Annotated in this window: 18 protein-coding genes and 2 tRNA genes; 7 read left to right on the top strand and 13 right to left on the bottom strand. The window is 63.8% G+C overall.

Annotated elements, in window-relative coordinates; translation table 11 throughout:
* The first annotated feature begins 177 nt into the window (after nucleotides 1-177).
* From LDB05_RS05035 to LDB05_RS05045, 3 genes are all read left to right on the top strand, one after another.
* A complete protein-coding gene (locus tag LDB05_RS05035; protein ID WP_226006834.1) occupies nucleotides 178-873 on the top strand; it encodes a CPBP family intramembrane glutamic endopeptidase in 696 nt (231 codons plus the stop codon).
* A gap of 98 nt (nucleotides 874-971) precedes the next feature.
* Nucleotides 972-1,343, top strand: coding sequence for a DUF192 domain-containing protein (locus LDB05_RS05040; RefSeq protein WP_226006835.1), 372 nt, complete (start codon nucleotides 972-974; stop codon nucleotides 1,341-1,343).
* Between the two features lie 250 nt (nucleotides 1,344-1,593).
* Nucleotides 1,594-3,126: a 2-isopropylmalate synthase gene (locus tag LDB05_RS05045; protein WP_226006836.1), complete on the top strand. Its 1,533-nt coding sequence runs from the start codon at nucleotides 1,594-1,596 to the stop codon at nucleotides 3,124-3,126.
* Between the two features lie 74 nt (nucleotides 3,127-3,200).
* Here the strand turns inward: LDB05_RS05045 and LDB05_RS05050 are convergent, their stop codons facing one another.
* From LDB05_RS05050 to LDB05_RS05070, 5 genes are all read right to left on the bottom strand, one after another.
* Complete coding sequence (locus tag LDB05_RS05050; RefSeq protein WP_226006837.1) at nucleotides 3,201-3,401, bottom strand: hypothetical protein; 201 nt, start codon at nucleotides 3,399-3,401, stop codon at nucleotides 3,201-3,203.
* A gap of 241 nt (nucleotides 3,402-3,642) precedes the next feature.
* Nucleotides 3,643-5,304, bottom strand: coding sequence for a 4Fe-4S ferredoxin N-terminal domain-containing protein (locus LDB05_RS05055; protein ID WP_226006838.1), 1,662 nt, complete (start codon nucleotides 5,302-5,304; stop codon nucleotides 3,643-3,645).
* Nucleotides 5,305-5,701: 397 nt separating this feature from the next.
* Nucleotides 5,702-5,786, bottom strand: a tRNA-Ser gene (locus tag LDB05_RS05060).
* Nucleotides 5,787-5,930: 144 nt separating this feature from the next.
* On the bottom strand, nucleotides 5,931-8,621 hold the full coding sequence (gene ppc, locus LDB05_RS05065; RefSeq protein ID WP_226006839.1) for a phosphoenolpyruvate carboxylase: 2,691 nt from the start codon (nucleotides 8,619-8,621) through the stop codon (nucleotides 5,931-5,933).
* 287 nt (nucleotides 8,622-8,908) lie between these two features.
* A complete protein-coding gene (locus LDB05_RS05070; RefSeq protein ID WP_226006840.1) occupies nucleotides 8,909-9,838 on the bottom strand; it encodes an NAD-dependent epimerase/dehydratase family protein in 930 nt (309 codons plus the stop codon).
* 150 nt (nucleotides 9,839-9,988) lie between these two features.
* Here LDB05_RS05070 and LDB05_RS05075 point away from each other — a divergent pair, with 150 nt between their 5' ends.
* Both LDB05_RS05075 and LDB05_RS05080 read left to right on the top strand, forming a co-directional pair.
* A complete protein-coding gene (locus tag LDB05_RS05075) occupies nucleotides 9,989-11,311 on the top strand; it encodes an MFS transporter (protein WP_226006841.1) in 1,323 nt (440 codons plus the stop codon).
* A gap of 120 nt (nucleotides 11,312-11,431) precedes the next feature.
* Nucleotides 11,432-11,884 carry a MaoC family dehydratase gene (locus tag LDB05_RS05080; RefSeq protein WP_226006842.1) on the top strand — a complete coding sequence of 151 codons (453 nt, stop codon included), beginning with the start codon at nucleotides 11,432-11,434 and terminating at the stop codon, nucleotides 11,882-11,884.
* Nucleotides 11,885-12,035: 151 nt separating this feature from the next.
* On the opposite strand, the gene LDB05_RS05085 is transcribed toward LDB05_RS05080, so the two are convergent.
* Nucleotides 12,036-12,644, bottom strand: coding sequence for a DUF2238 domain-containing protein (locus tag LDB05_RS05085; RefSeq protein ID WP_226007872.1), 609 nt, complete (start codon nucleotides 12,642-12,644; stop codon nucleotides 12,036-12,038).
* Between the two features lie 20 nt (nucleotides 12,645-12,664).
* On the bottom strand, nucleotides 12,665-13,306 hold the full coding sequence (locus tag LDB05_RS05090; RefSeq protein ID WP_226006843.1) for a hypothetical protein: 642 nt from the start codon (nucleotides 13,304-13,306) through the stop codon (nucleotides 12,665-12,667).
* Between the two features lie 75 nt (nucleotides 13,307-13,381).
* Between LDB05_RS05090 and LDB05_RS05095 the strand changes: the two genes are divergently transcribed.
* A complete protein-coding gene (locus LDB05_RS05095) occupies nucleotides 13,382-13,987 on the top strand; it encodes a metal-dependent hydrolase (protein ID WP_226006844.1) in 606 nt (201 codons plus the stop codon).
* A gap of 45 nt (nucleotides 13,988-14,032) precedes the next feature.
* On the opposite strand, the gene LDB05_RS05100 is transcribed toward LDB05_RS05095, so the two are convergent.
* The 4 genes from LDB05_RS05100 to LDB05_RS05115 all read right to left on the bottom strand — a co-directional run bounded on the left by LDB05_RS05100 (nucleotide 14,033) and on the right by LDB05_RS05115 (nucleotide 17,298).
* Nucleotides 14,033-14,794 carry an aldo/keto reductase gene (locus LDB05_RS05100; protein WP_226006845.1) on the bottom strand — a complete coding sequence of 254 codons (762 nt, stop codon included), beginning with the start codon at nucleotides 14,792-14,794 and terminating at the stop codon, nucleotides 14,033-14,035.
* Nucleotides 14,795-15,003: 209 nt separating this feature from the next.
* Nucleotides 15,004-15,612, bottom strand: a complete 609-nt coding sequence (locus LDB05_RS05105) for a hypothetical protein (RefSeq protein WP_226006846.1) — start codon at nucleotides 15,610-15,612, stop codon at nucleotides 15,004-15,006.
* 240 nt (nucleotides 15,613-15,852) lie between these two features.
* Nucleotides 15,853-15,927 (bottom strand) — tRNA-Glu (locus LDB05_RS05110).
* Nucleotides 15,928-16,041: 114 nt separating this feature from the next.
* Entirely contained in the window at nucleotides 16,042-17,298 is a 1,257-nt protein-coding gene (locus tag LDB05_RS05115; RefSeq protein ID WP_226006847.1) for a DUF7343 domain-containing protein, read from the bottom strand.
* Between the two features lie 188 nt (nucleotides 17,299-17,486).
* Here LDB05_RS05115 and LDB05_RS05120 point away from each other — a divergent pair, with 188 nt between their 5' ends.
* On the top strand, nucleotides 17,487-18,065 hold the full coding sequence (locus LDB05_RS05120) for an MBL fold metallo-hydrolase (protein ID WP_226006848.1): 579 nt from the start codon (nucleotides 17,487-17,489) through the stop codon (nucleotides 18,063-18,065).
* 21 nt (nucleotides 18,066-18,086) lie between these two features.
* Here the strand turns inward: LDB05_RS05120 and LDB05_RS05125 are convergent, their stop codons facing one another.
* Together LDB05_RS05125 and LDB05_RS05130 are read right to left on the bottom strand one after the other, a co-directional pair.
* A complete protein-coding gene (locus tag LDB05_RS05125) occupies nucleotides 18,087-18,917 on the bottom strand; it encodes an ATPase (protein ID WP_226006849.1) in 831 nt (276 codons plus the stop codon).
* Nucleotides 18,914-19,180 (bottom strand): DUF5827 family protein, encoded by a 267-nt coding sequence (locus LDB05_RS05130; protein ID WP_226006850.1) that lies wholly within the window; start codon nucleotides 19,178-19,180, stop codon nucleotides 18,914-18,916. The genes LDB05_RS05125 and LDB05_RS05130 overlap by 4 nt, the downstream gene beginning before the upstream one ends.
* Nucleotides 19,181-19,294 lie beyond the last annotated feature (114 nt).

Consider the following 19,294-nt stretch of genomic DNA (forward strand, 5'->3'; position numbering starts at 1 on the left):
CCGGGTCCTCGAGTCGATATCGAACCCGCCGAGGAAGACTAACGGCACCTGGCGGTGCCGTACTCATCGGGCCGTCGATCCCCGGAGTGTCGCTCCGGAGCACGGCCCGTGGTGGGCCGATTTCCTAGCTTCGATTGAAATTGAAAAATAAATATATGATGACCTTGATGTCATCGTATGGCTCGATCGAAATCGGTCGAAATCGCGGGGGTCGTCGTCGCCGGCTGGATCGTCCTCGAGTTCCTGCTTCGGCGCGGACTCGTTTCGGCCGCCGCTGCCGTCGGGGTCGAACCGCTGTTGGCGGATTATCTGGTTCTCGCGATCGGATTTCCGCTCATCGCGGCGGTCCTTAGCCGGTACGCCCTCGGGCACGGGCAGACCCGCAACTCGTGGGGATGGGAGTGGGGACTCCGATCCCTCGGGATGGGCGTTCTCGCTGCGGTCGTGGGATTCGGCTTGCTCGCCGGCGCTGCCCAGATCGACGCGGCGCTGTTCGGACTCGAGGAAACGAGTGGGGCCTTCGCCGAGGAACTGACGGGCGCGTTCGAAGCCACGCCTGCGCTCGCGGTGCTCTTCCTCGTCGGGAACGGGATCGTCGCCCCGATCGCGGAAGAGCAAGTCTGGCGGGGAATCGTCCAGACGGAGCTCGTCGACGACCGGGGTGTTGCCGCCGGCATCGGGGTAACAGCAGTCCTATTCGCTCTCAAACACGTGATCGTCGATCTGTCGATCGTCCGTCTCACGTCGCTGCTGACGCTCGCGGTTCTCTTCGGTATCGTTCGTCACCGGTGGGGCACTGCGAGCAGCACGGTGACACACGTCCTGCTCAATACGATCTCTTCGGCCAGCATCGTCGCCGTTGCGCTTCTCTGACTGTGACACGGATACGAATCGTCCCGGATTTACCCGACGCCGAGTCGGGCCGGCCACCGGCGAGAACGCTTTTGCCCTCGCCGCACCGATTCGGGGGCGTGCGACTCGTCCACCACCCCAGTACGGACGACGACTCGAGTGCGAAACGGGACCGCGAGACGCTGGCGACGACGGTCGACCTCGCGGATTCGCTCGTGAGCCAGACGCTGGGACTCATGTTCCGCCGGTCCATACCGGACGACTACGCGCTGGCGTTCCAGTTCGATTCGATCAAAACCCGCGACCTTCACATGCTGTTCGTCTTCTTCCCGATCGACACGGTCTGGGTCGTCGACGGCGTCGTCCAGCGCGTCGAAACCCTCCGCCCGTGGCGAGGGTTCGCTCGCGAGGACGCGGACCTGATCGTCGAGCTTCCGGCCGGTACCGCAGCCGACGTCGACCCCGGCGATCGGCTCGTCCTCGAGGAGTGAGACGGTCGTAACCGGGGTCGCGAACTGCAGGATTGACCAGTGACGGTCGATCCCTTCCGCGAACTCCACCTCGAAGACGGCACCGAGCCGTGACCGGCGGATTTAAGTCAGCATGATACGTTAGCCCACAGTACAATGGCACGAGATTCCGTCTCAACGCCGCACGACGAGGATAGAGGAAGTCGGGGCGACCCGGCTGGATGCGAAATTCTCCCACGAACGTAACCGCAGTACCCGTAGTTCACCACTCTTGCCTGTAACTCACTCTCCCGAACAGACGATCGCATCGGACCGTACAGTACGCCTTCTCGACACGACGCTTCGCGACGGCGAACAAGCCCCGGGCGTCTCGCTGTCTCCCGACGAGAAAGTCGAGATCGCCCGCTCGCTCGAGCGCGCCGGCGTCTCCGTTATCGAAGCCGGCAGCGCCTGTACGGGAGCGGGTGAACGACAGGCGATCTCGCGGGTGACCGATCTCGATCTCGACGCGCGCGTCACCAGCTTCTGTCGCGGAATGAAAGGCGACATCGACCTCGCGCTCGAGTGCGACGTCGACGGCGTCCATATCGTCGTCCCCGCGAGCGACCGCCACGTCGAGGGCAAGGTCGGCACCTCCCGCGAGGACAACCTCGAGAAGACCGCCGAGCTCGTCGCCTACGCCAAAGAGAACGACCTCTGGGTCGAGGTCATCGGCGAGGACGGCTCCCGGGCCGATCTCGACTACCTCGAGGAGCTGGCCGAAACGTCCCTCGACGCCGGCGCAGATCGGTTCTGTTTCGCCGACACCGTCGGCCACACCGGGCCGGAACACACCCACGAGGCGGTCTCCCGGCTCGCCGAACTCGGTCCGGTCAGCGCCCACACCCACGACGACCTCGGGCTGGGCGTGACCAACGCGCTCGCGGCCGTCTCGGCCGGCGCCGATCTCGTCCACTGTACGGTCGACGGGCTCGGCGAACGCGCCGGCAACGTCGCCCTCGAAGAGGTTGCGATCGCCCTCTCACACGTCTACGAGCTCGAGACGCTCGAACTCGAGGAGCTGTACGAGCTCGCACAGACCGTCGCTCGAGCGACGGGGGTTCAGCTCCCGCCGAACAAGGCCGTCATCGGCGAGAACGCCTTCACCCACGAGAGCGGCATCCACACGGACGGAACGCTCAAGGACGACAAGATGTACGAACCCTACGCGCCCGAGACCGTCGGGCGGGAGCGCCGACTCGCGCTCGGGAAACACACCGGCCGTGCGGGCGTCGCGGCGACGCTCGAGGAACACGGCGTCGATGCCGAGGACGACGAAATCGCAGAAATCGCCAATCGCGTGACGGAGCTCGGTGACCGCGGCCGCAGGGTGACGGACGCCGATCTGCTGGCGATCGCCGAGGACGTCACCGGGGAGGATCGCGAGCGCGTCGTCGATCTGCTCGACGTCACCGCCACCAGCGGCGGTGCCGTGCCGACTGCGAGCGTCAGACTGGACGTCGACGGCGAGGAGCGCGTCGCCAGCGGCACCGGCTCCGGCCCCGTCGACGCCGCCGTCTCCGCCGTCCGCGAGGCGCTGGGCCCGATGGCCGACGCCGAACTCGAGTCCTACCACGTGGACGCGGTGACGGGCGGTACCGACGCCGTCGTTACCGTCGAGGTGACGATGGCTCGAAACGATCGCTCGGTGACGGTCGCCCGCAGCGAGGCCGATATCACTCGCGCGAGCGTCACGGCGATGGTTGACGCCCTCGATCGGCTGCTCGCGGCCGATCAGCAACCGCTCGCGCCGGCAGACGACTGACGTCGACGGTCGACAATCGCGACGACTCGTTTTTCGGAAGGGCGATCCCGTGCTGTCAGTCGGACGTGTCCGCGCTACCCCTGTCGGAAGGGATCGCTCACGACGTTCCAGGGATCGAGCAGGTACACACTCGCGAGAAACAGAGCGAGAACGACGACGAACAGGCGAGCGACGCCGTTCGCCGACGACGGAATCCCGACGTCGAGGGTCGTCGCCATCACCACCGCGACCCCGATCCAGAGGCTCCCGACGATCAGTCGCTTTCGACGGTCCATACCCGATGGTGCGTCTCGAGTCGCTTGAATACGTGTGGTTTCGAACAGGTCGCCACCGGGGACCTCACTGACAGCGCCCGCGGCTCCCTCCGGCAAGAAACGGAGTCTGCCTGACGAGTTGCTATAGTAGTCGCTGAACGCCATTGCACTCCCGCTCGCGAATCAGCGGCCAGCACCGTTCGTGCTGGCCGCTCGAGTGCGAGCGGTGAGTAAAACGTTTCAACGACTACTATCGTTCGCGTTACGCGTCTCGAAAGCCGAGCCCGACAGTTTCGTCGTCGAGGGCGTTCTGTCGTTTGTCGAGCAACCCGACCTCGTCGTACGAAACCGGTCCTGGAACCTGATGCGCTTCGGGCCCCGGTTGGTGGCCGAGATAGGTGACGTTCGGGTTCGTTCCGATATCCGCCAGCAGTTCGAACTCCACCTCCGGTGCGTCGACGTAGTCCTCGAACAGTTCGTAGGCGGCTTCCTCCGGACTGGCGACCTGAACGTCTTGAGTCGGGCCCTCGAACTGGTCCGGCGACAGTCCGATCTCTCTGATCCCCTCCTCGCTCTCGAGGTCGAGTCCGGTGTCTTCGATCGCGGTCACGACGTCCAGCACCGTCTGCTCCTTGTCCGGCAGGGAATCGCCCGGTGGCGGTTCCTCCTCGTACTCCTCCTGAGTGAGATCGACTCCTTTCGCGAGTGCGATCATCCCGACGGTAAGTTCGTCGACGGCATCGACGACGGCGTCGAGATTCCCGTCGACGCCCTCGAGCGACGATTCGACCGAGTTCGGGGACGGCAGCTGCGTGAACAGATTGATGATCGTTCGCGACCTAGCCGGGTTTTCCGCGTACCGTTCCGGGTCGCTCGCGGGGTTGTTTTTGTCGCCGAACTGGATCACGTTCGGCGGACAGGCCTGCTCACAGGCGGTCGTTCCGATCAGTTCCTCGCCCGCGTTGCCGTCCTGCCGAGTCGGATCGAAGACGCACTTCGACATGACGCCGCGGGGAGCGCGACGACTGACCGGTCGGCCGCGCTCGTCGTAGATTCTCTCCGGATCGAGTTCCTCCCGGTCGGTGTCGGGATCGTCCCACTGGAAGTAGTTGACGCCGTACGGGCAGGCCACTTGACAGTAGCGACAGCCGATACAGACTTCGTAGTCGGTCAGCACCAGCCCGCCTTCGTCGCGCGTGTGGCGAGCCGTCGTCGGGCACACCTTCTCGCAGGGCGCGTCGGTACAGTGCTGACACGGGCGGACGAGGTAGTTAAACTCGTGAACGGCATCGGTCTGCGAGCATTCTCCGGGCTCGACGTCGACGCTGTCGGGATCCGGTGACTCGACCTGGCCGTCCTCGTAGGCGAGAACGTACATCCAGTTGGCCCCCTGGTCCCATCCGTGTTCCTGATTACAGGCGGTCACGCAGGCGAGACAGCCGTCGCAGTGCTCGAGATCGATCGTCATCCCCCACTGGGTCCCCTCGTCTGCGTCCTCGACTTCCCCCGCGTCCTCGACTGCGGGTTCCGGCTCCGGCTCTTGCTGATCGACCGCACCCCAGCCGAGGCTCGCGAATCCCAGACCGGCCCCCGCCTTTTTGAGCATCTCCCGACGTGACTCGTCGCCGTCGGCGAGTTGCAAGAGCGTCGACCCGATACCCTCCTCCTCGCCGTCAGCGTCGTCCGGCCTGGCGATCGGTCGCTCGTCCTCTCCGAACTCCGCCATCACGTCCTCGTGATACCGCTCGTGAAACTCCTCCTCCGAGAGCTCCCCTTTCGTGACCCGCATGGCGTCCCGCCCCATCTCCATCCCGAGTTCCGTATCGTACTCCGTGTCGTCGAGCAACTCCTCGAGGTCGTCCTGCCACGACTCACCGAGCGGGTGAAAGGTCTCTTCGTCCGGCGACTCGTCGTCCGCACTCATCGTCCCCACCGCGGTCGAGTTGCTGTCTCTCGAGTGGCGATCATTGTGGCTCGTGTCACCACACATATTCCAAGTCTTCGCATAGTGACCCTGCTTGCGAGTGATGGGCCCGACGGCTGTCTCGGTGGTCTCGTTCTATGCCGCCTCCAGATACGTGTCGAAGGTACTGACCTCGCCGCAATACTCGAAAATCAGTGCAACGGGTTGATTCGTGCCGCTAGGCAGTGCTCATCGAGTTGTTGCGAAGCGCGAGAGGGAAATTTGAACGGCATGAAAACGGTCGTCCTCGCATCGGTCGGATGCTGCGTCTTCTCTCATTCAAATCTCCGAAGTCGTTTTCCAGCAACGGTTTACATCGCGTCGCTACGCGGCGCTCAACGGTTTGTCGTTGGAAAAGCGCCGAGAGGGAGATTTGAACTCCCGAGTCCGTGAGGACAGTAGATTTCGAATCTACCGCCTTGGCCGGGCTAGGCTATCTCGGCTCACTCATACGTACCCGAGTGACGTTTTTACCCGTTTCGATTCTTCGCTCCCCCTGAGATTGATTGTCTCACCGACGAGGGAGAGGGATGGACCGCTCGAGTCGCGAATGGCAGACCGTTCCGAACGGACGACGACGCGTCCGATCAGCCCGTATTCTTCATTCCGGCTGCGATCCCCTTCACTGTCAGTCGCAGGGTTCGCTCCTCGATGTCCGTCCGGTGGGTCCGATTGAGCAGGTACACCTGCAGCATGTTCAGCGGGTCCACGTAGGGGTTCCGTCGCTCGAGGTTCTCGCCGAGCCAATCGCGGGTGTGCAGGCGGTCTCGCTGACCGATCTCGGTGATCAGATCGGCCGTTCGCTCGTACTCGTCGGAGACGCGGGGGAAGAACTGTTCGCGAAGGTCTTCCTCGGCCATGTTCGCGTACCGCTCGGCGATCTCGAGTTCGGTTCGCGACAGCGAGAGGGCCGCGTTATCGAGGGTGGTTCGGAAGAACGGCCACTCCTCGTACATCTCCTGTAAAGTTTCCATCGAGCCACCGTCGTCGAGGTAGGCCTCGACGCCGGTCGCGATCGCGTACCAGCCCGGCAGGATACACCGCGACTGGGTCCAGGAAAACACCCACGGGATCGCCCGCAGGTCCTCGACGGTGCGCTCGCCCGATCGGGAGGCCGGCCGCGACCCCAGATCGAGGTTTTCGATGACGGTGATCGGCGTCGCCTGCTCGAAGTACTGGACGAACCCGTCGCTCTCGAGGAGATCGCGGTACTCCCGGCGGGCCGCGTCGGCCATGGTTTCCATGGCCTCGACCCACTCGTCGTGGACCTCCTCTTCGGGCTGGTCCATGGACTGCTTGCGCGCCCGGAGCTGGGCGTTGAGCATCTGTTCGATGTTGCGCTCGGCGATGCGCGGGTTGGCGTACTTCTCGGCGATCGCCTCGCCCTGCTCGGTGAACTTGACCTGTCCCGTGACGGTCGAGTTCGGCAGCGCGAGCAGCGCCTCGTTCATCGGGCCGCCGCCGCGCGAGATCGAGCCGCCGCGGCCGTGGAACAGCCGCATCGTCACGTCGTAGTCGTCGCAGATCTCGCCGAGCCGGCGCTGGTTCTTGTACAGCGACCAGTTCGCTGCGAGGAACCCGTTCTCCTTGTTCGAGTCCGAGTACCCGAGCATGATCTCCTGGGTCTGCCCGCGAGCTTCGAGGGCCTGCGCGTAGGCCTCGTTTTCGAACAGCGTGCCCATGATCCGGCGCGCGCCGGAGAGGGCGTACTCGGTCTCGAGCAGGGGAACGATGTCGATCCCGGAGTGTTCGGGCAGGGAGACGACGCCGGCCTGATCGGCCAGGAAGAGCACCTCGAGGACGTGGCTCGGCTCGTCGGTCATCGAGATGGCGTAGGTGTCGATGGCGTGGCTGCCATACTCGGTCTGCCAGTCGGCAAGGCTGTCGAACAGCCGGAGGACCCGCCCCGAGTCGTCGGAGAGCTCCTCGGTGTCGCCGAGGTCGATCACGGGCTCGTCCTGCAACACGGCCTCGGTCAGGAACTCGACGCGTTCGTCCTCGGAGAAGCCGTGGTAATCGATCCCTTCGGCCTCGAGGGCTTCGGCGATGGCATCGGTGTGTTTCGCCTGGTGCTCTCGGAGATCGAGGCTGGCGAGCGAGAAGCCGAACGTCGCGACCTGCCGGCGGATCGGGTCGACGTGCGCGTCGACGACGCTCTCCGCACCGTTGTTCCGCAGGCTCTTCGCGATGACCTCGAGATCGTCGAGGAGGGCGTCGACGTCGTCGTAGCCGCCAGGGCGGACGTCGCCGACGCGGCGGATCCGCTCGCGCATGAGCTTGAGTTTCTGCCGGTAGGGCTCGCCCGGATAGCGCTCCTCGGCGGTGCGAGCGCTGCCGGGGAGTCGTTCGCGGTCCCGCTCGAGCGAGGCCTGGAACGCGGAGCCGGCATCGATCCGGCTGCCGTCCTGGCTCAGTACGCCCGAGAGTCGCTTGAGCTGCTCGCGGTACTGCTCGAGGACGACCGACCGCTGGCGCTCGAGGGTGTTCGCGGTCACGTCGGGGGTCACGTACGGGTTGCCGTCGCGATCGCTCCCGGCCCACGAGCGGAACTCGAAGAGCTTCGGAATCTCGAGGTTGCCGGGGACTTCCTCGTCGATCGCGTCGTCGAGTTCGTCGTAGATCTCGCCGACGACGTCGAAGAGGGTGTTCTCGAGGTACCACTGGACGTTGCGCGCCTCGTCTTCGGGCTCGGGCTGCCGATTGCGGACCTGCGGGGTCTGCCAGAGGCTCGTGACCTCAGCGTCGATGTCCCGCCAGAGCTGGCTCTCCTCCTTGTCGGTCAGCAGCCGCTCGTCCAGCGTCTCGAGGTCCGTCGAGATATCGCGCAGTTTGGACTTGACCGTCTTGCGGCGCGCCTCCGTCGGGTGCGCGGTAAAGGTCGGCTCGATCAGTACGTCGTCGAGGATCTGGCGGACGGTCTCGACGTCGGCCTCGCCGAGCTCTTCGGCGGCCGTTTCGAGGCTATCGTCGAGGGTCCCCTCGTGGGATTCTGTCCGGATCGTCCGGACCCGTTCGCGCTCCTCGGCGAGGTTGATCAGTTCGAAGTAGGTCGTGAACCCGCGAGCGACGATCCGCTGTTGATGGGGCGAGAGGTTCTCGAGCTCCGTGACGAGGGGCTCGCGAGACTCGAGCTCCCCGGACCGGTAATCGATCGCGGCTCGCCGGCACGATTCGACCGTCTCGAAGGCTTTGCGAGACGTCTGTTCCTCGAGGACGTCGCCGAGCAACGCACCGAGCTCCCGGACGTCCTGTCGAACGTTTCTGTTATGGAGTCGCATATCGTGAGGATGTGGGTGCCACGATAAAAACCCCTAGCAGGTGCGCTAACTGGCTTATACATCGTTTTCCGTGAAGGATTTCGTCGAGCGGCTTCGTGAGGTGAGCAGTTATTGAGACATACGTTCGCACACAGCGCCCATCACTAGTTACTCCGTCACACTAAATCGAGAATTCACTACAATCATAAATTATTCTCGTGAAACCCCGATTTCCCCCTCCAACTATCAGTAACTACCGGACGAGTTTCGAGCGGTCCGATACGGATCGAGACACCCCGTGATCGAGTTCACCTGTCCGTGTACTGGGCACAGACCCGTCGAATCCCTTCCTCGAAGTCGATCTGGGGCTCCCAGCCGGTCTCCTCGCGAATCTTTGCAGAGTCGGCACAGGTATCGTGAACGTAGACCGAGTCGGGGATCGGATTTTCGACGTACTCGGGGTCCACGTCGGTTCCGAGCTCGTCGTTGAGCATCTCCACGACCGTATTGAAGTCGTAGGCCTCGCCCGTCCCCAGATTGTAGATCCCGTCGAGTTCGGCTGCCGCGGCCTGACTGAGGCCGCGGACGATATCGGAAACGTGTGTGAAGTCCCGCGTCTGCGTGCCGTCGCCGTACAGGACTGGTGACTCGCCGTTGGCGATGTCGTCGGCGAACTGGGCGATCACGTTGGCGTACTCGCCTTTGTGTTCCTCCGCGCCGCCGTACCCCTGATAGACCGAGAAGAAGCGCATCCCGGCCATCGACATGTCGTAGTGGTTCGAGAAGTACTCGCCGTAGCGTTCTCTGGCCAGCTTCGACGCTTCGTACCCGGTGTTCACGCTCACCTCCATGTCCTCGGGCGAGGGTTCCGTCCGGCTCCCGTAGATCGACGACGTCGAGGCGTAGACGACGGTCTCGCAGCCGTCCTGCCGAGCCTGCTCGACCACGTTGACGAATCCCTCGACGTTCACTCTCGCACCCGTCGTCGGGTCGTCCTCGTGCATCGCGTACGAGGACAGCGCCGCCAGGTGAAACACCACGTCGACGTCCGTCGGCAGGTCGTCCTCTAGCACGCTTGCCTTCACGAATTCGACGTCTTCGGTGAGGTTTTCCGGTGTTCCCAGATAACAGTCGTCGACAACCGTGACGTCGTTCGTTTCCGCGAGTTCGTTCGCCAGATTCGATCCGATGAATCCCGCACCGCCGGTGACGAGAACGGATTGGTCCTCGAGAGTCATACCGGAAACCCCCATTCGGCAACGCATAGATGTTTTGAAGACCCGAGCACGGACGACGTTCGAACGCGAACGATGGCGGGGTCTCGAGCACCCGTCTCGAAGCTCGAATTTGCACACAGATTTAATAAAAACCCTGTCAAACGCTCACAGGTGACACTACTGGCCGACCCGTATCGACGACGGTGGATCGGGTGGGGATTGCTCGTTTCAGCGTTCTTTCTCGTCAGTCTCCACCGGTCGTCGACCGGGGTCCTCTCGGAAGCCTTGATGCGATCGTTCGACACGACCGGGACGAGTCTCGGGCTGTTGCACTCGTCGTTTTTCTACCTCTACGCGGCGTTTCAGGTCCCGGCTGGCCTGTTGACGGACCGCTACGGGGCGCGGTCGATCGCCGCAATCGGAACCGCTCTGATGAGCGTCGGGTCGATCGTCTTTGGCCTCGCACCCACGTACGCCCTCGCCTTCACCGGTCGACTCCTTGTCGGATTCGGTGCGAGCGTCCTATTCGTCGCGACGCTTCGGTTCTGTGCGAACTGGTTCCGTCCCGACGAGTTCGGGACGATGACGGGGGTGACGTTCAGCGTCGGCATTCTGGGCGGATTGGCGGCGACGACGCCGCTGGCGATCGCCGTCTCGAACGCGGGATGGCGGCCATCGATGATCGGTCTCGGACTGTTCGGTCTCGCGGCCGGGATCGGTATCGTCCTGTTTTCGCACGATTCACCGGCCGACGCCGGCCTGCCACCCATCGAAAACGTCCCGGAACGACCGGACGTGACCTCCGCAGCGACGCTCAAGCGATACGTTGCGGACGCGGTCCGGGAGCCCGAAACGTGGCTGCTGGGGATCATGCTCTTTTTCATGACCGGAATCGGCATCACGATCTTCGGCCTGTGGGGAATCCCGTATCTCGTCCAGACGCACGACATCTCCGTGACAGAGGCGTCCGTCTATCTCCTCGTTGGAAACGTCGGCGGCATGATCGGCCCGACGCTGTTCGGCTGGCTCTCGGATCGGTCGGGAAACCGAACGGGCCTCATCGTCCTCTCGACGGTGGTTTTCGGGTTGAGCTGGGCGATCTTCGCCGTCTTCGGCGTCGTTCCGCTGGCGCTCGTCGGGGCGATATTCCTCTTCTCTCGCGTCCTGCGCGGCGGGATTCCGCTCGCCTTTACCGTGATCAAGGAACGCCATCCCGAGGGTGCGAGCGGCACCGTAATCGGACTGATCAACACGATGGGGTGGATCGGCGCAGCCGTCTTCCCGGTCCTCCTCGGCGCTGCACTCGACGCCTACTGGACCGGTGAGACGGTCAACGGCACCCGCGTCTACACTGAATTCGGGTACCGGGTCGCGTTCGCCATTGCGACGGTTTCCGGACTGATCGCCGCAATCTGCGCAATCGCGCTCCACGTCAGGACGCGCAACGACCGTCCTATCGAATCCGAGACCGACGTCGAACAGCCGGCGAGTTGACCACAACCGCGTCGGTTCCGAGACCGTCGGAATCAGCTACCGAGTCGACCGATCCCGCTTCCCGACCCCATTCTGCCTCGGCCCACAGGTTCTTGCCGGTACGTACCACACCTCACGGGCATGCGCTACTACGAGGATCTCGAGGTCGGCGAAACCCAAGAGTTTGGCGAGTATCACGTTACGAAGGAGGAAATCATCGACTTCGCCGAACGGTACGACCCGCAGCCGTTCCACGTCGACGAAGACGCGGCCGAGGACTCCGCCTTCGGCGAACTCGTCGCGTCGGGCTGGCACACCGCGTCGATGTGCATGCGGCTGCTCGTCGACGGGCCCATTCAGGATCGCGCCAGCATGGGTGCCCGCGGCGTCGACGAACTCCGGTGGAAACAGCCGGTCAGACCCGGCGACACGCTCTCGATTCGTACGGAAATCCTGGACAAGCAGGTTTCGGAGAGCGACCCGAGACGGGGCTACGTCGACAGCCGGCTCGAGGGAGTTACCCAGGACGGCGACGTCGTCATCTCCTGGATCGCCCACGGTATGATCGCGCGTCGAAATCCCGACGAGGAGTGAGTCCCCACGGACGTCAGTGGGCTGGTCGGGGTGGGAGACTCGCTCGAGGAGTATCGCGACCTGCACACAGTGACGACGACGCTGACAACGGTCAGGGGAAGCGGTCAGTCGATTACGAACGCCGTCGCGGAGCGGGCTGCCGTTGCCTGAGTCAGGATTCGACCGATAGCAGGCGCTCGCGAACCGTTTCGGCGACGTCGGTGAGGTAAACCTGTCCGAAGGTACCGACGAGGAGCGCGCCGAGGGAGTTGTACATGAGATCACGAACCGTGTCGTCGAGTCCGTGTTGAGCAAGCGGCATAGTGACGCCGGTCGACGCCGCGATGATGTCGAGCGCGAACTCGAACAGTTCCCAGATGACGCCGAAGGCCATCACGAGCACGAAGATGTAGACGAACGCGATCCGACTCGGGATGTGGATGTCGTCCGCGTGGAGGTCGACCGCTCTGGCGGCCGTGTAGCCCACGCCGGCGACGAGCGACGCCGACAGCGCGTGCGTGAGGTGGTCCCACCAGTCGATCTGGCCGTACAGGCCGGCCGACCCGAGCGTGTGGAGGAACACGGCGGCGGTGATCCAGAGACCGAGCCAGGGATCCAGCGGCAGGTCGTAGTTCCGTTCCAGCAGGGCCGGGAAGAACGTGATGAGGAGCGCGACGCTGCCGTTGACGATCGCTTTCGGCTGGCCGTCGACGAGGCCGTAGGCGACGAGGCCGACGAGAACGAGTTGCATGAGCCGCGTGAGGCGGCGCTGGGTTCGCATCGAGGGTCGCGGGAGACGCGTCATCGGCTAACCACCCGTCTGAGCGCCCGTCGAAGCTGCCGATCGCGGCGCCTGAAGTAGGCGTCGAACAGCACGCCCGCTGCCAGCCCCGCGATGGTCACGGAGAGCCACTCGGCCATCAGCGCGTCGTTCGTCGAGAGATACGAGGTACCGAACCGCCGATCCAGGTTCCACCGCAGCACGGTCCAGGCCGCGACGGACGCCAACGTCGTCAACACGACGAGGACGATGGCGAACCAGTGGCTCACCTGCAGCGACGTGAACATATGCAGCTCCGCCGTGATGATCAGGGCGAGACCGGCCACGGCGAGATAGGCGGCAAACGTACCGACGCTGCCGTCGAACACGCCTCTGACGAGGATCGGTAACGTCGCAAGGACGAGTAATTCCCAGGGCAGCATGGCCCGCCATTCGCGGTAGGCCACGGGCGGAATCACGACGATCGCGCCGACGATGGTAACGAAAGCGAGCCACTGCCGGTCGAAATCGAGCGCGCTCTCGACGAAGACCATCACGAGGACGCCGACCACGACCCACGCGAGGAGGGCGTTCGTTCGACTGTCCCGAAACAGTCGTTCGAAGACGTCCTCCACCGCGTCCGAACCGTCTGCCGTGGAGGAATCTCTGTCGGTCCGAGCCATTTTGAGGGTCCAAACACTATCGAGGCATAAATCCGCCGGTGGGCTTATCTCGATCCCACACCTTTCAGACGATATATGATGCTTCCGACGCACGCGCTGATGGGACTCGCGATCGCGGCACCGCTCGTCGTGGTCGCCCCCGACTTCGCGTCGGCGGCGCTCGTCGGCGCGTTCGTCGGCGGTCTGTTGCCGGATCTCGATCTCTACGCAGGACATCGGCGAACCCTCCATTATCCCACGCTGTACGTAATCGCTGCCGTTCCGGTCGCGATCGCAACGGCGCTCTTCGTGACGCCGTGGCTCGTCGCTCTCACATTCCTATTCCTCGGGGCCGCGCTCCACTGTCGGATGGACCGATACGGCGGCGGCCTCGAGCTCCGGCCGTGGGAGGGGACCTCCGATCGAGCCGTCTACGATCACGTTCGGAGCCGCTGGCGTGCACCGAAACGCTGGGTCCGATACGACGGCGCACCCGAAGACCTCGTTCTCTCGCTCCTCGTCGGGCTTCCGCTGTTGGTCGTGCTCGGGGAGCCGTTCCAGTGGCTCGTCGGGGTGGCACTCGTGGTCGGCAGCGTCTACGGACTTCTTCGACGCCGACTCGCGAATATCGCCCCAGTCGTCTTCGGCTCCGTTCCCGAATCGGTCGACGAGTACGTCCCGAATCGGTACAAGCAGAATTGAGCGCGACGCGAATGTGATGTCGCGAAAACGACCGCCATCGGTGTGTTACTCGGGATACAGCTCCTCCTCGCGTTCGACGCCGTCGATGCGGGCGACGTCCTCGTCGTCCAGCGCGATATCCAGCGCCGCGCGGTTCGCTTCGAGGTGCGTGCGACTGGACGCCTTCGGAATGGGATAGATGTCCTTCGCCAGTAGCCAGGCGAGGCTGGCCTGTTCCGGCGAGATGTCGTGTTTTTCGGCAACCGTGACGACCGCCTCGACGTCGCCGACCCGTCCGCCGGACAGCGGCGAGTACGCCACCAGCGGATAGCCGTGCTCGCGGGCGTGTTCCAGCCGATCTTCGGGCTGGTAGAGCGGGTGGTACTCGACCTGGTTGGCGGCCGGTGGCCGTCCCAGTACGTCTCGGAACCGTTCCAGCTGGCTCACTTCGAAGTTACTGACGCTGACGCCGCCGACGAGGCCGTCCTCGCGGACCTTCTCCAGCGCCGGAAGAGTCTCCTCGGGATCGTAGTCGCCGCGAGGACGGTGGACGTACAGCAGTTCGACGCGGTCGAGGCCGAGTCGCTCGAGGCTCGCCTCGACGCTTTCGGACACCGCGTCGGCACCGAGCTGGTCGACCCAGAGCTTCGTCCCAACGGTCAGTTCCTCGCGATCGATCGATGCACGCTCGATGCCCTCGCCGACGACGGCCTCGTTGTCGTATATCTGTGCGGTGTCGAGGTGGCGGTATCCGTGATCGATAGCTGTCCCGATGGTAGCGGGGTCGTCGATCCCCATCGTCCCGAGACCGAGTCGCGGAAGGTCCATACCAGTGGATCAGTGACCAGCGAGAAGAGGGTGGCGGCAGTGGCTGCAGTTTCCGCGAGGCGGGTCGCTCTCCGAAGTTTGTCGGGAGAGCACTATTTCGTCCGACGAAGGAAACCGTCGTTTCGACCGGTAGCCCAAACCACCGTAACTGAGAGATGGTATCCAGAAGGCGTCAGTACGCCCAACTCAGTTCACATGTATTGGGTACGTCACGATCGTTCGGCGATGATTCGGATCTGGTCACCCTCTTGGAGAACGTATTCGCTCGGGGTGACCGACTCACCGTTCACGGTAATGGTGACGCTCGTATTCGCGTCGCTATCCCGATACGTGGTCTCCTGAAAGGTCACCGTCGATTCCGTGACGTCGATTCCGAGCGTCGCCATCGCGTACTCGAGGGTCACGCCCTGGGCGTGGACGTGCCAGCGAGTTCCCTCACCGTTCTCGAAGTGGAACGCGTCCGCCTGCAGTTGGTACTGCTCCTGGCTGAAATCGATCTGCTGGCCGTCGATGGTCACCTCTATCGTTCCGTGAGTGTGAACGCTTCCGACGTTAGACGGTTGCTGTTCGGCCTCGAACTCGGTCGACGAGCCGTTGCCGGACGACAGGAACATGAAGACACCGACGCCGATGGCGACCACGAGAAAGACGCCGAGAACGATGAGACCGATCGGACGGTCGCCGTCCTCGTCATCGGTTTCGGCACCGATTCGCCGCCGATCGATCGGCCCGAGCTCGTCGTAATGCACCCTTCCGAGGTGCGTGTCGTACCGCTCCTCATCCTCGAACGACGCATCACAGTACTCACACTCCGGCATTGTCCCTCATAGGTGGGTGACTCATACGGACCTTGTGATTATGCTGAATGTGAACGGCGAGTATGTACCTACCGTCTCCGATATCACTCGATTCATCGATAGCTATCGTAATCCGATGCTCGCAGGCAAGACTCACCCCAACTATCTCACTCGCTTCCTCGTCGCTAATTGGGGGCTGCTCTCGAGAGAGATAGAGTACTGCCCCGTCTCTGAGTCAGGAAAAATTCTCGAAAATCGAGATGCTCCGGCTGGGATTCGAACCCAGGTCATTGCCGTGAGAGGGCAATATGATTGGCCGGACTACACCACCGGAGCGGGCGTCGTCTACACCCAATCGTAGCGGAGTACGATGTTTAAGCATTCCGTTTCGTTCCGAGAGTGTCGGACTGTCTCACGGGAGAACCAGTCGGTGATCGGTCGCCGGATCCCTCATTCCTCGAACGGCGACTTCGTCGCCTCCGGTTCGAACCCATCGAGGCTGATTATATTCTCGCGTCCGACCCGAAGTTTGCTGATGATCCCGTCGTCTTCCATTTCCGAGAGTAGCATACTGACTTTGGATTTCGACCAGCCGGTTTCGTCGACGATGTTGACCTGTTTCATCCGACCGCCGTTCTCCTCGATCAGTTTGACGACCCGATCCTCGTCGGTCATGAGCTCTTCGTCCGAGAGGGCAGCGGTCCCGTTTGCGTCGTCCGAGTTCGTCGGTTTCCCTTCGTTCGATCCGTGACCGTCCCTGTCAGCCGCTGCTGTCGTCGACTCGGCTGCTCCGTCGCCCGTCGGCCCACTTGCCTCGTCGGTTGCGGATCCGTGCCGGCGGTACCAGACGGCGGCTGCGACTACGGCCCCAGCAACGAGGAGCCCACCGACCAGATACCAGACGATGTCAGTGCCGGCCATCGTTGCGATCAATCCGGCGTTCCCACCGCCAGCGGCGGCACCGTCGGGTCGGGTGAGAACCGCACGAGGACGACCATCGACGAACTCCCGTTGCCCGTTCCACTGGACCGATCCCGTCTCTTCGAGGGAAGTCCCCGCGTACTCCGCATCGGGCTCGACGGACCGGAACGCGAGATCGCCACCGGCCTCGAAAACGATCGCCTGATCGGACGAGAGGTAGATATCCTGAAAAACGTCACCCGCGACGATCGTCTCGTCGTTGACGGCGGCGAATCCGTTCCACGTGAACGTCATCTCGACGACCCCCCGCTCGGTCGGCCACTCCTCGATCCGTGCGGACCGCCGGAAATTCGTCGCCTCCATTTCCCGCCCGGTCTCTTGTGCGCCGGTCTGCGTCAGGAGGCGCGACTGGTTGATAAACCGATCGTACAGCCCAGTTTCGTTCGCCTCGAACTCCTCGACGAACGTTCTGAAGTTTTCTTTCGCCGCCGTTTCGTTGTCCTCGTTCGAGAACCATAGTTCGTGACGGAACGTCCACGTCGCGCTTCCGTTTTCGTGAATCGTAATTTCGAACGTCGTATTGTCGAAATTCTGCGTTTCTTGCGAGACGAACGGGCTCGAGTCCGCGGGATCGATCGTCGCTGCGGAATCTCCCGCCGTGGGACCGGGCTCTGCCATCGACGGGACGGCCGGTCCGGTAGTCGCGAGGGCGACCGATCCGCTGATGCCGGCGACGGACGCACAGATCACGAGAACGACGAGTCCGACGGAGACCGGCCGAATCATTCGTCTACCACTACGTGCCGCAGCTAAAAATCCTTGTGAATAGTTGGGATCGACTCGGTCGTTCCGTCTTCAGATCCGGTATCGGTCCCTCAGCCCGTTTGTGATCGGTCTGATTGCAGACCCGGGTCGGTTTCGATTCGTGAACACGTGTCGACACGCACAAATCGGTCGACCCACTATCGGGCCTCATGATCACTAACCTCGCGCAGGAGGTACAGGCGTTCACCAGCAACGTCTTCCTCGTATCCGGCGACCGAACCGTACTCGTCGATACGGGGGCGAATTTCGACGCCGTCGCTGCCGTCCGCTCGGAGGTCGACGACCTCGATGCGGTGATCCTGACCCACACGCATCGGGATCACGTCGGCAACCTCGCGGCCGTCAAAGACGCCTTCGACGTCGACGCGTGGGGGTACGACACCTCGATCGAGGGCGTCGACCACGCCATCGCGGACGAGGAACCCGTCCGGCTGGGCGATCACGAGTACGTCGCGCTCCACACGCCCGGGCACAAGAACGACCACCTCTGTTTCTATTCCGAGGCCGCGAGCGTGCTGTTCGCGGGCGATCTCGTCTTCCAGAACGGCAGTTTCGGCCGCACGGATCTCGAGGAAGGCGACCGCGAGGCCCTGATCGAGAGCATCGACCGCCTGCTCGGGCGGATCGATTCCGGCCTCGAGGCGATGCACACGGGCCACGGACCGAGCGTCACGACAGATCCGTACGATCACGTCGAACTGTCGGCACGGATGGCACGACAGGCCTGAGGTCGATCGCCCTCGAAGCGGTTAGACCTGCCCGGCCGCGTCGAGCAACGCGTCGTACCCATCGGCGTACGCGGTCGCGATTCTGGCGGGATCGTCCCGCTGACTGCTCTCGAGGGCCGGAAGCGGAACGCGCTCGAGCGGGTCGAGATAGTCCAGGACGTCGGGAACGCGCTTCTCGATGGCCCCGTCTCTGGGACTGGAGCTGGCGATGTCGCAGGCCCGACAGTAGCGATCGCCGGGATAGATCCGCGCGCGTCCGGGCTCGACGACCGCGACCGCGGCGACCGACGACGGCGGGAGCCCCTCGAGGGGCTGTGCGATGTCGCTGTAGGATTCGACGACGGCGACGTCCGTCTCCTCGATCTCGGTCGCGACTCGGTCGAAGGCGGGGACGTACTCCCGTTCCGCGAGGTCGTTGAACTCGTCGACGGTCTCGACGGTGATGGCGTCCTCGAGCGGGAGCGCCTCGGCGACCGCGTCCGGGACGTCAGCGGTCGCGTTGCGGACGAACAGCGGGTCGTCGGTGGTCCGGCCGACCCGATCGACGACGAACTCCCTGTCCGCCCGCCCGAGCAATCCGGTCCCACCGCCGGGGGCGGGCCGCCACAGTCGGTGGACGGGGTTGAGCCGCTCTGGCGGCCGGTCCCGACCGTCCGCCGCCGAGAGGCGGGCCGCGTCCTTGCCGTAGAGCCGGCCGTCCGCGAGCGCGCGCCGGCAGTCGTCGTGGTCGAACCAGAAGTCGTTCCCAGCGCGGGGTTTGTAGCCGACCGCGCCGGTTCGCTCGAGCAAGCCGGCCGAGAACGTTGTCTTGCCCGCGTCGACCCGATCGCCACCGACCACGAGGAGGATCATTCTTTCAGGCCGTAGTAGCCGGGCTCGTCCTCGTCTCGCGGCTCGGCGACGACGAGGTCGTCGGCGTTGGCCATGACCCACGGAATGGCCCAGTCGAGCAGGATGTCTTCGGTCTCGGGGTCGAGTTCGGCGTCGGGTTCGACTCCCTGCAGCATGCGAGCGATCTCGTAGACGGTGTACATCTGGTCGTCCTCGAAGAGCTCCGCCGGCGTGTAGAAGTCACACGGCGGGAGTTCTTCGAACTCGGATTTCGGGACGGGCATATACGGGCCTACTCGCGGGACCCACAAGACCACACCGATCTCGGTACTCAGCACCCTTCCCCTCTCCCCGCTTCGAATCGGGTACCCGAGAGAGACCAGGGCTCGAGAACCGGA

Origin of the sequence: Natrinema salinisoli, assembly GCF_020405205.1 — an archaeon.
GTDB classification, from domain to species: Archaea; Halobacteriota; Halobacteria; order Halobacteriales; family Natrialbaceae; genus Natrinema; species Natrinema salinisoli.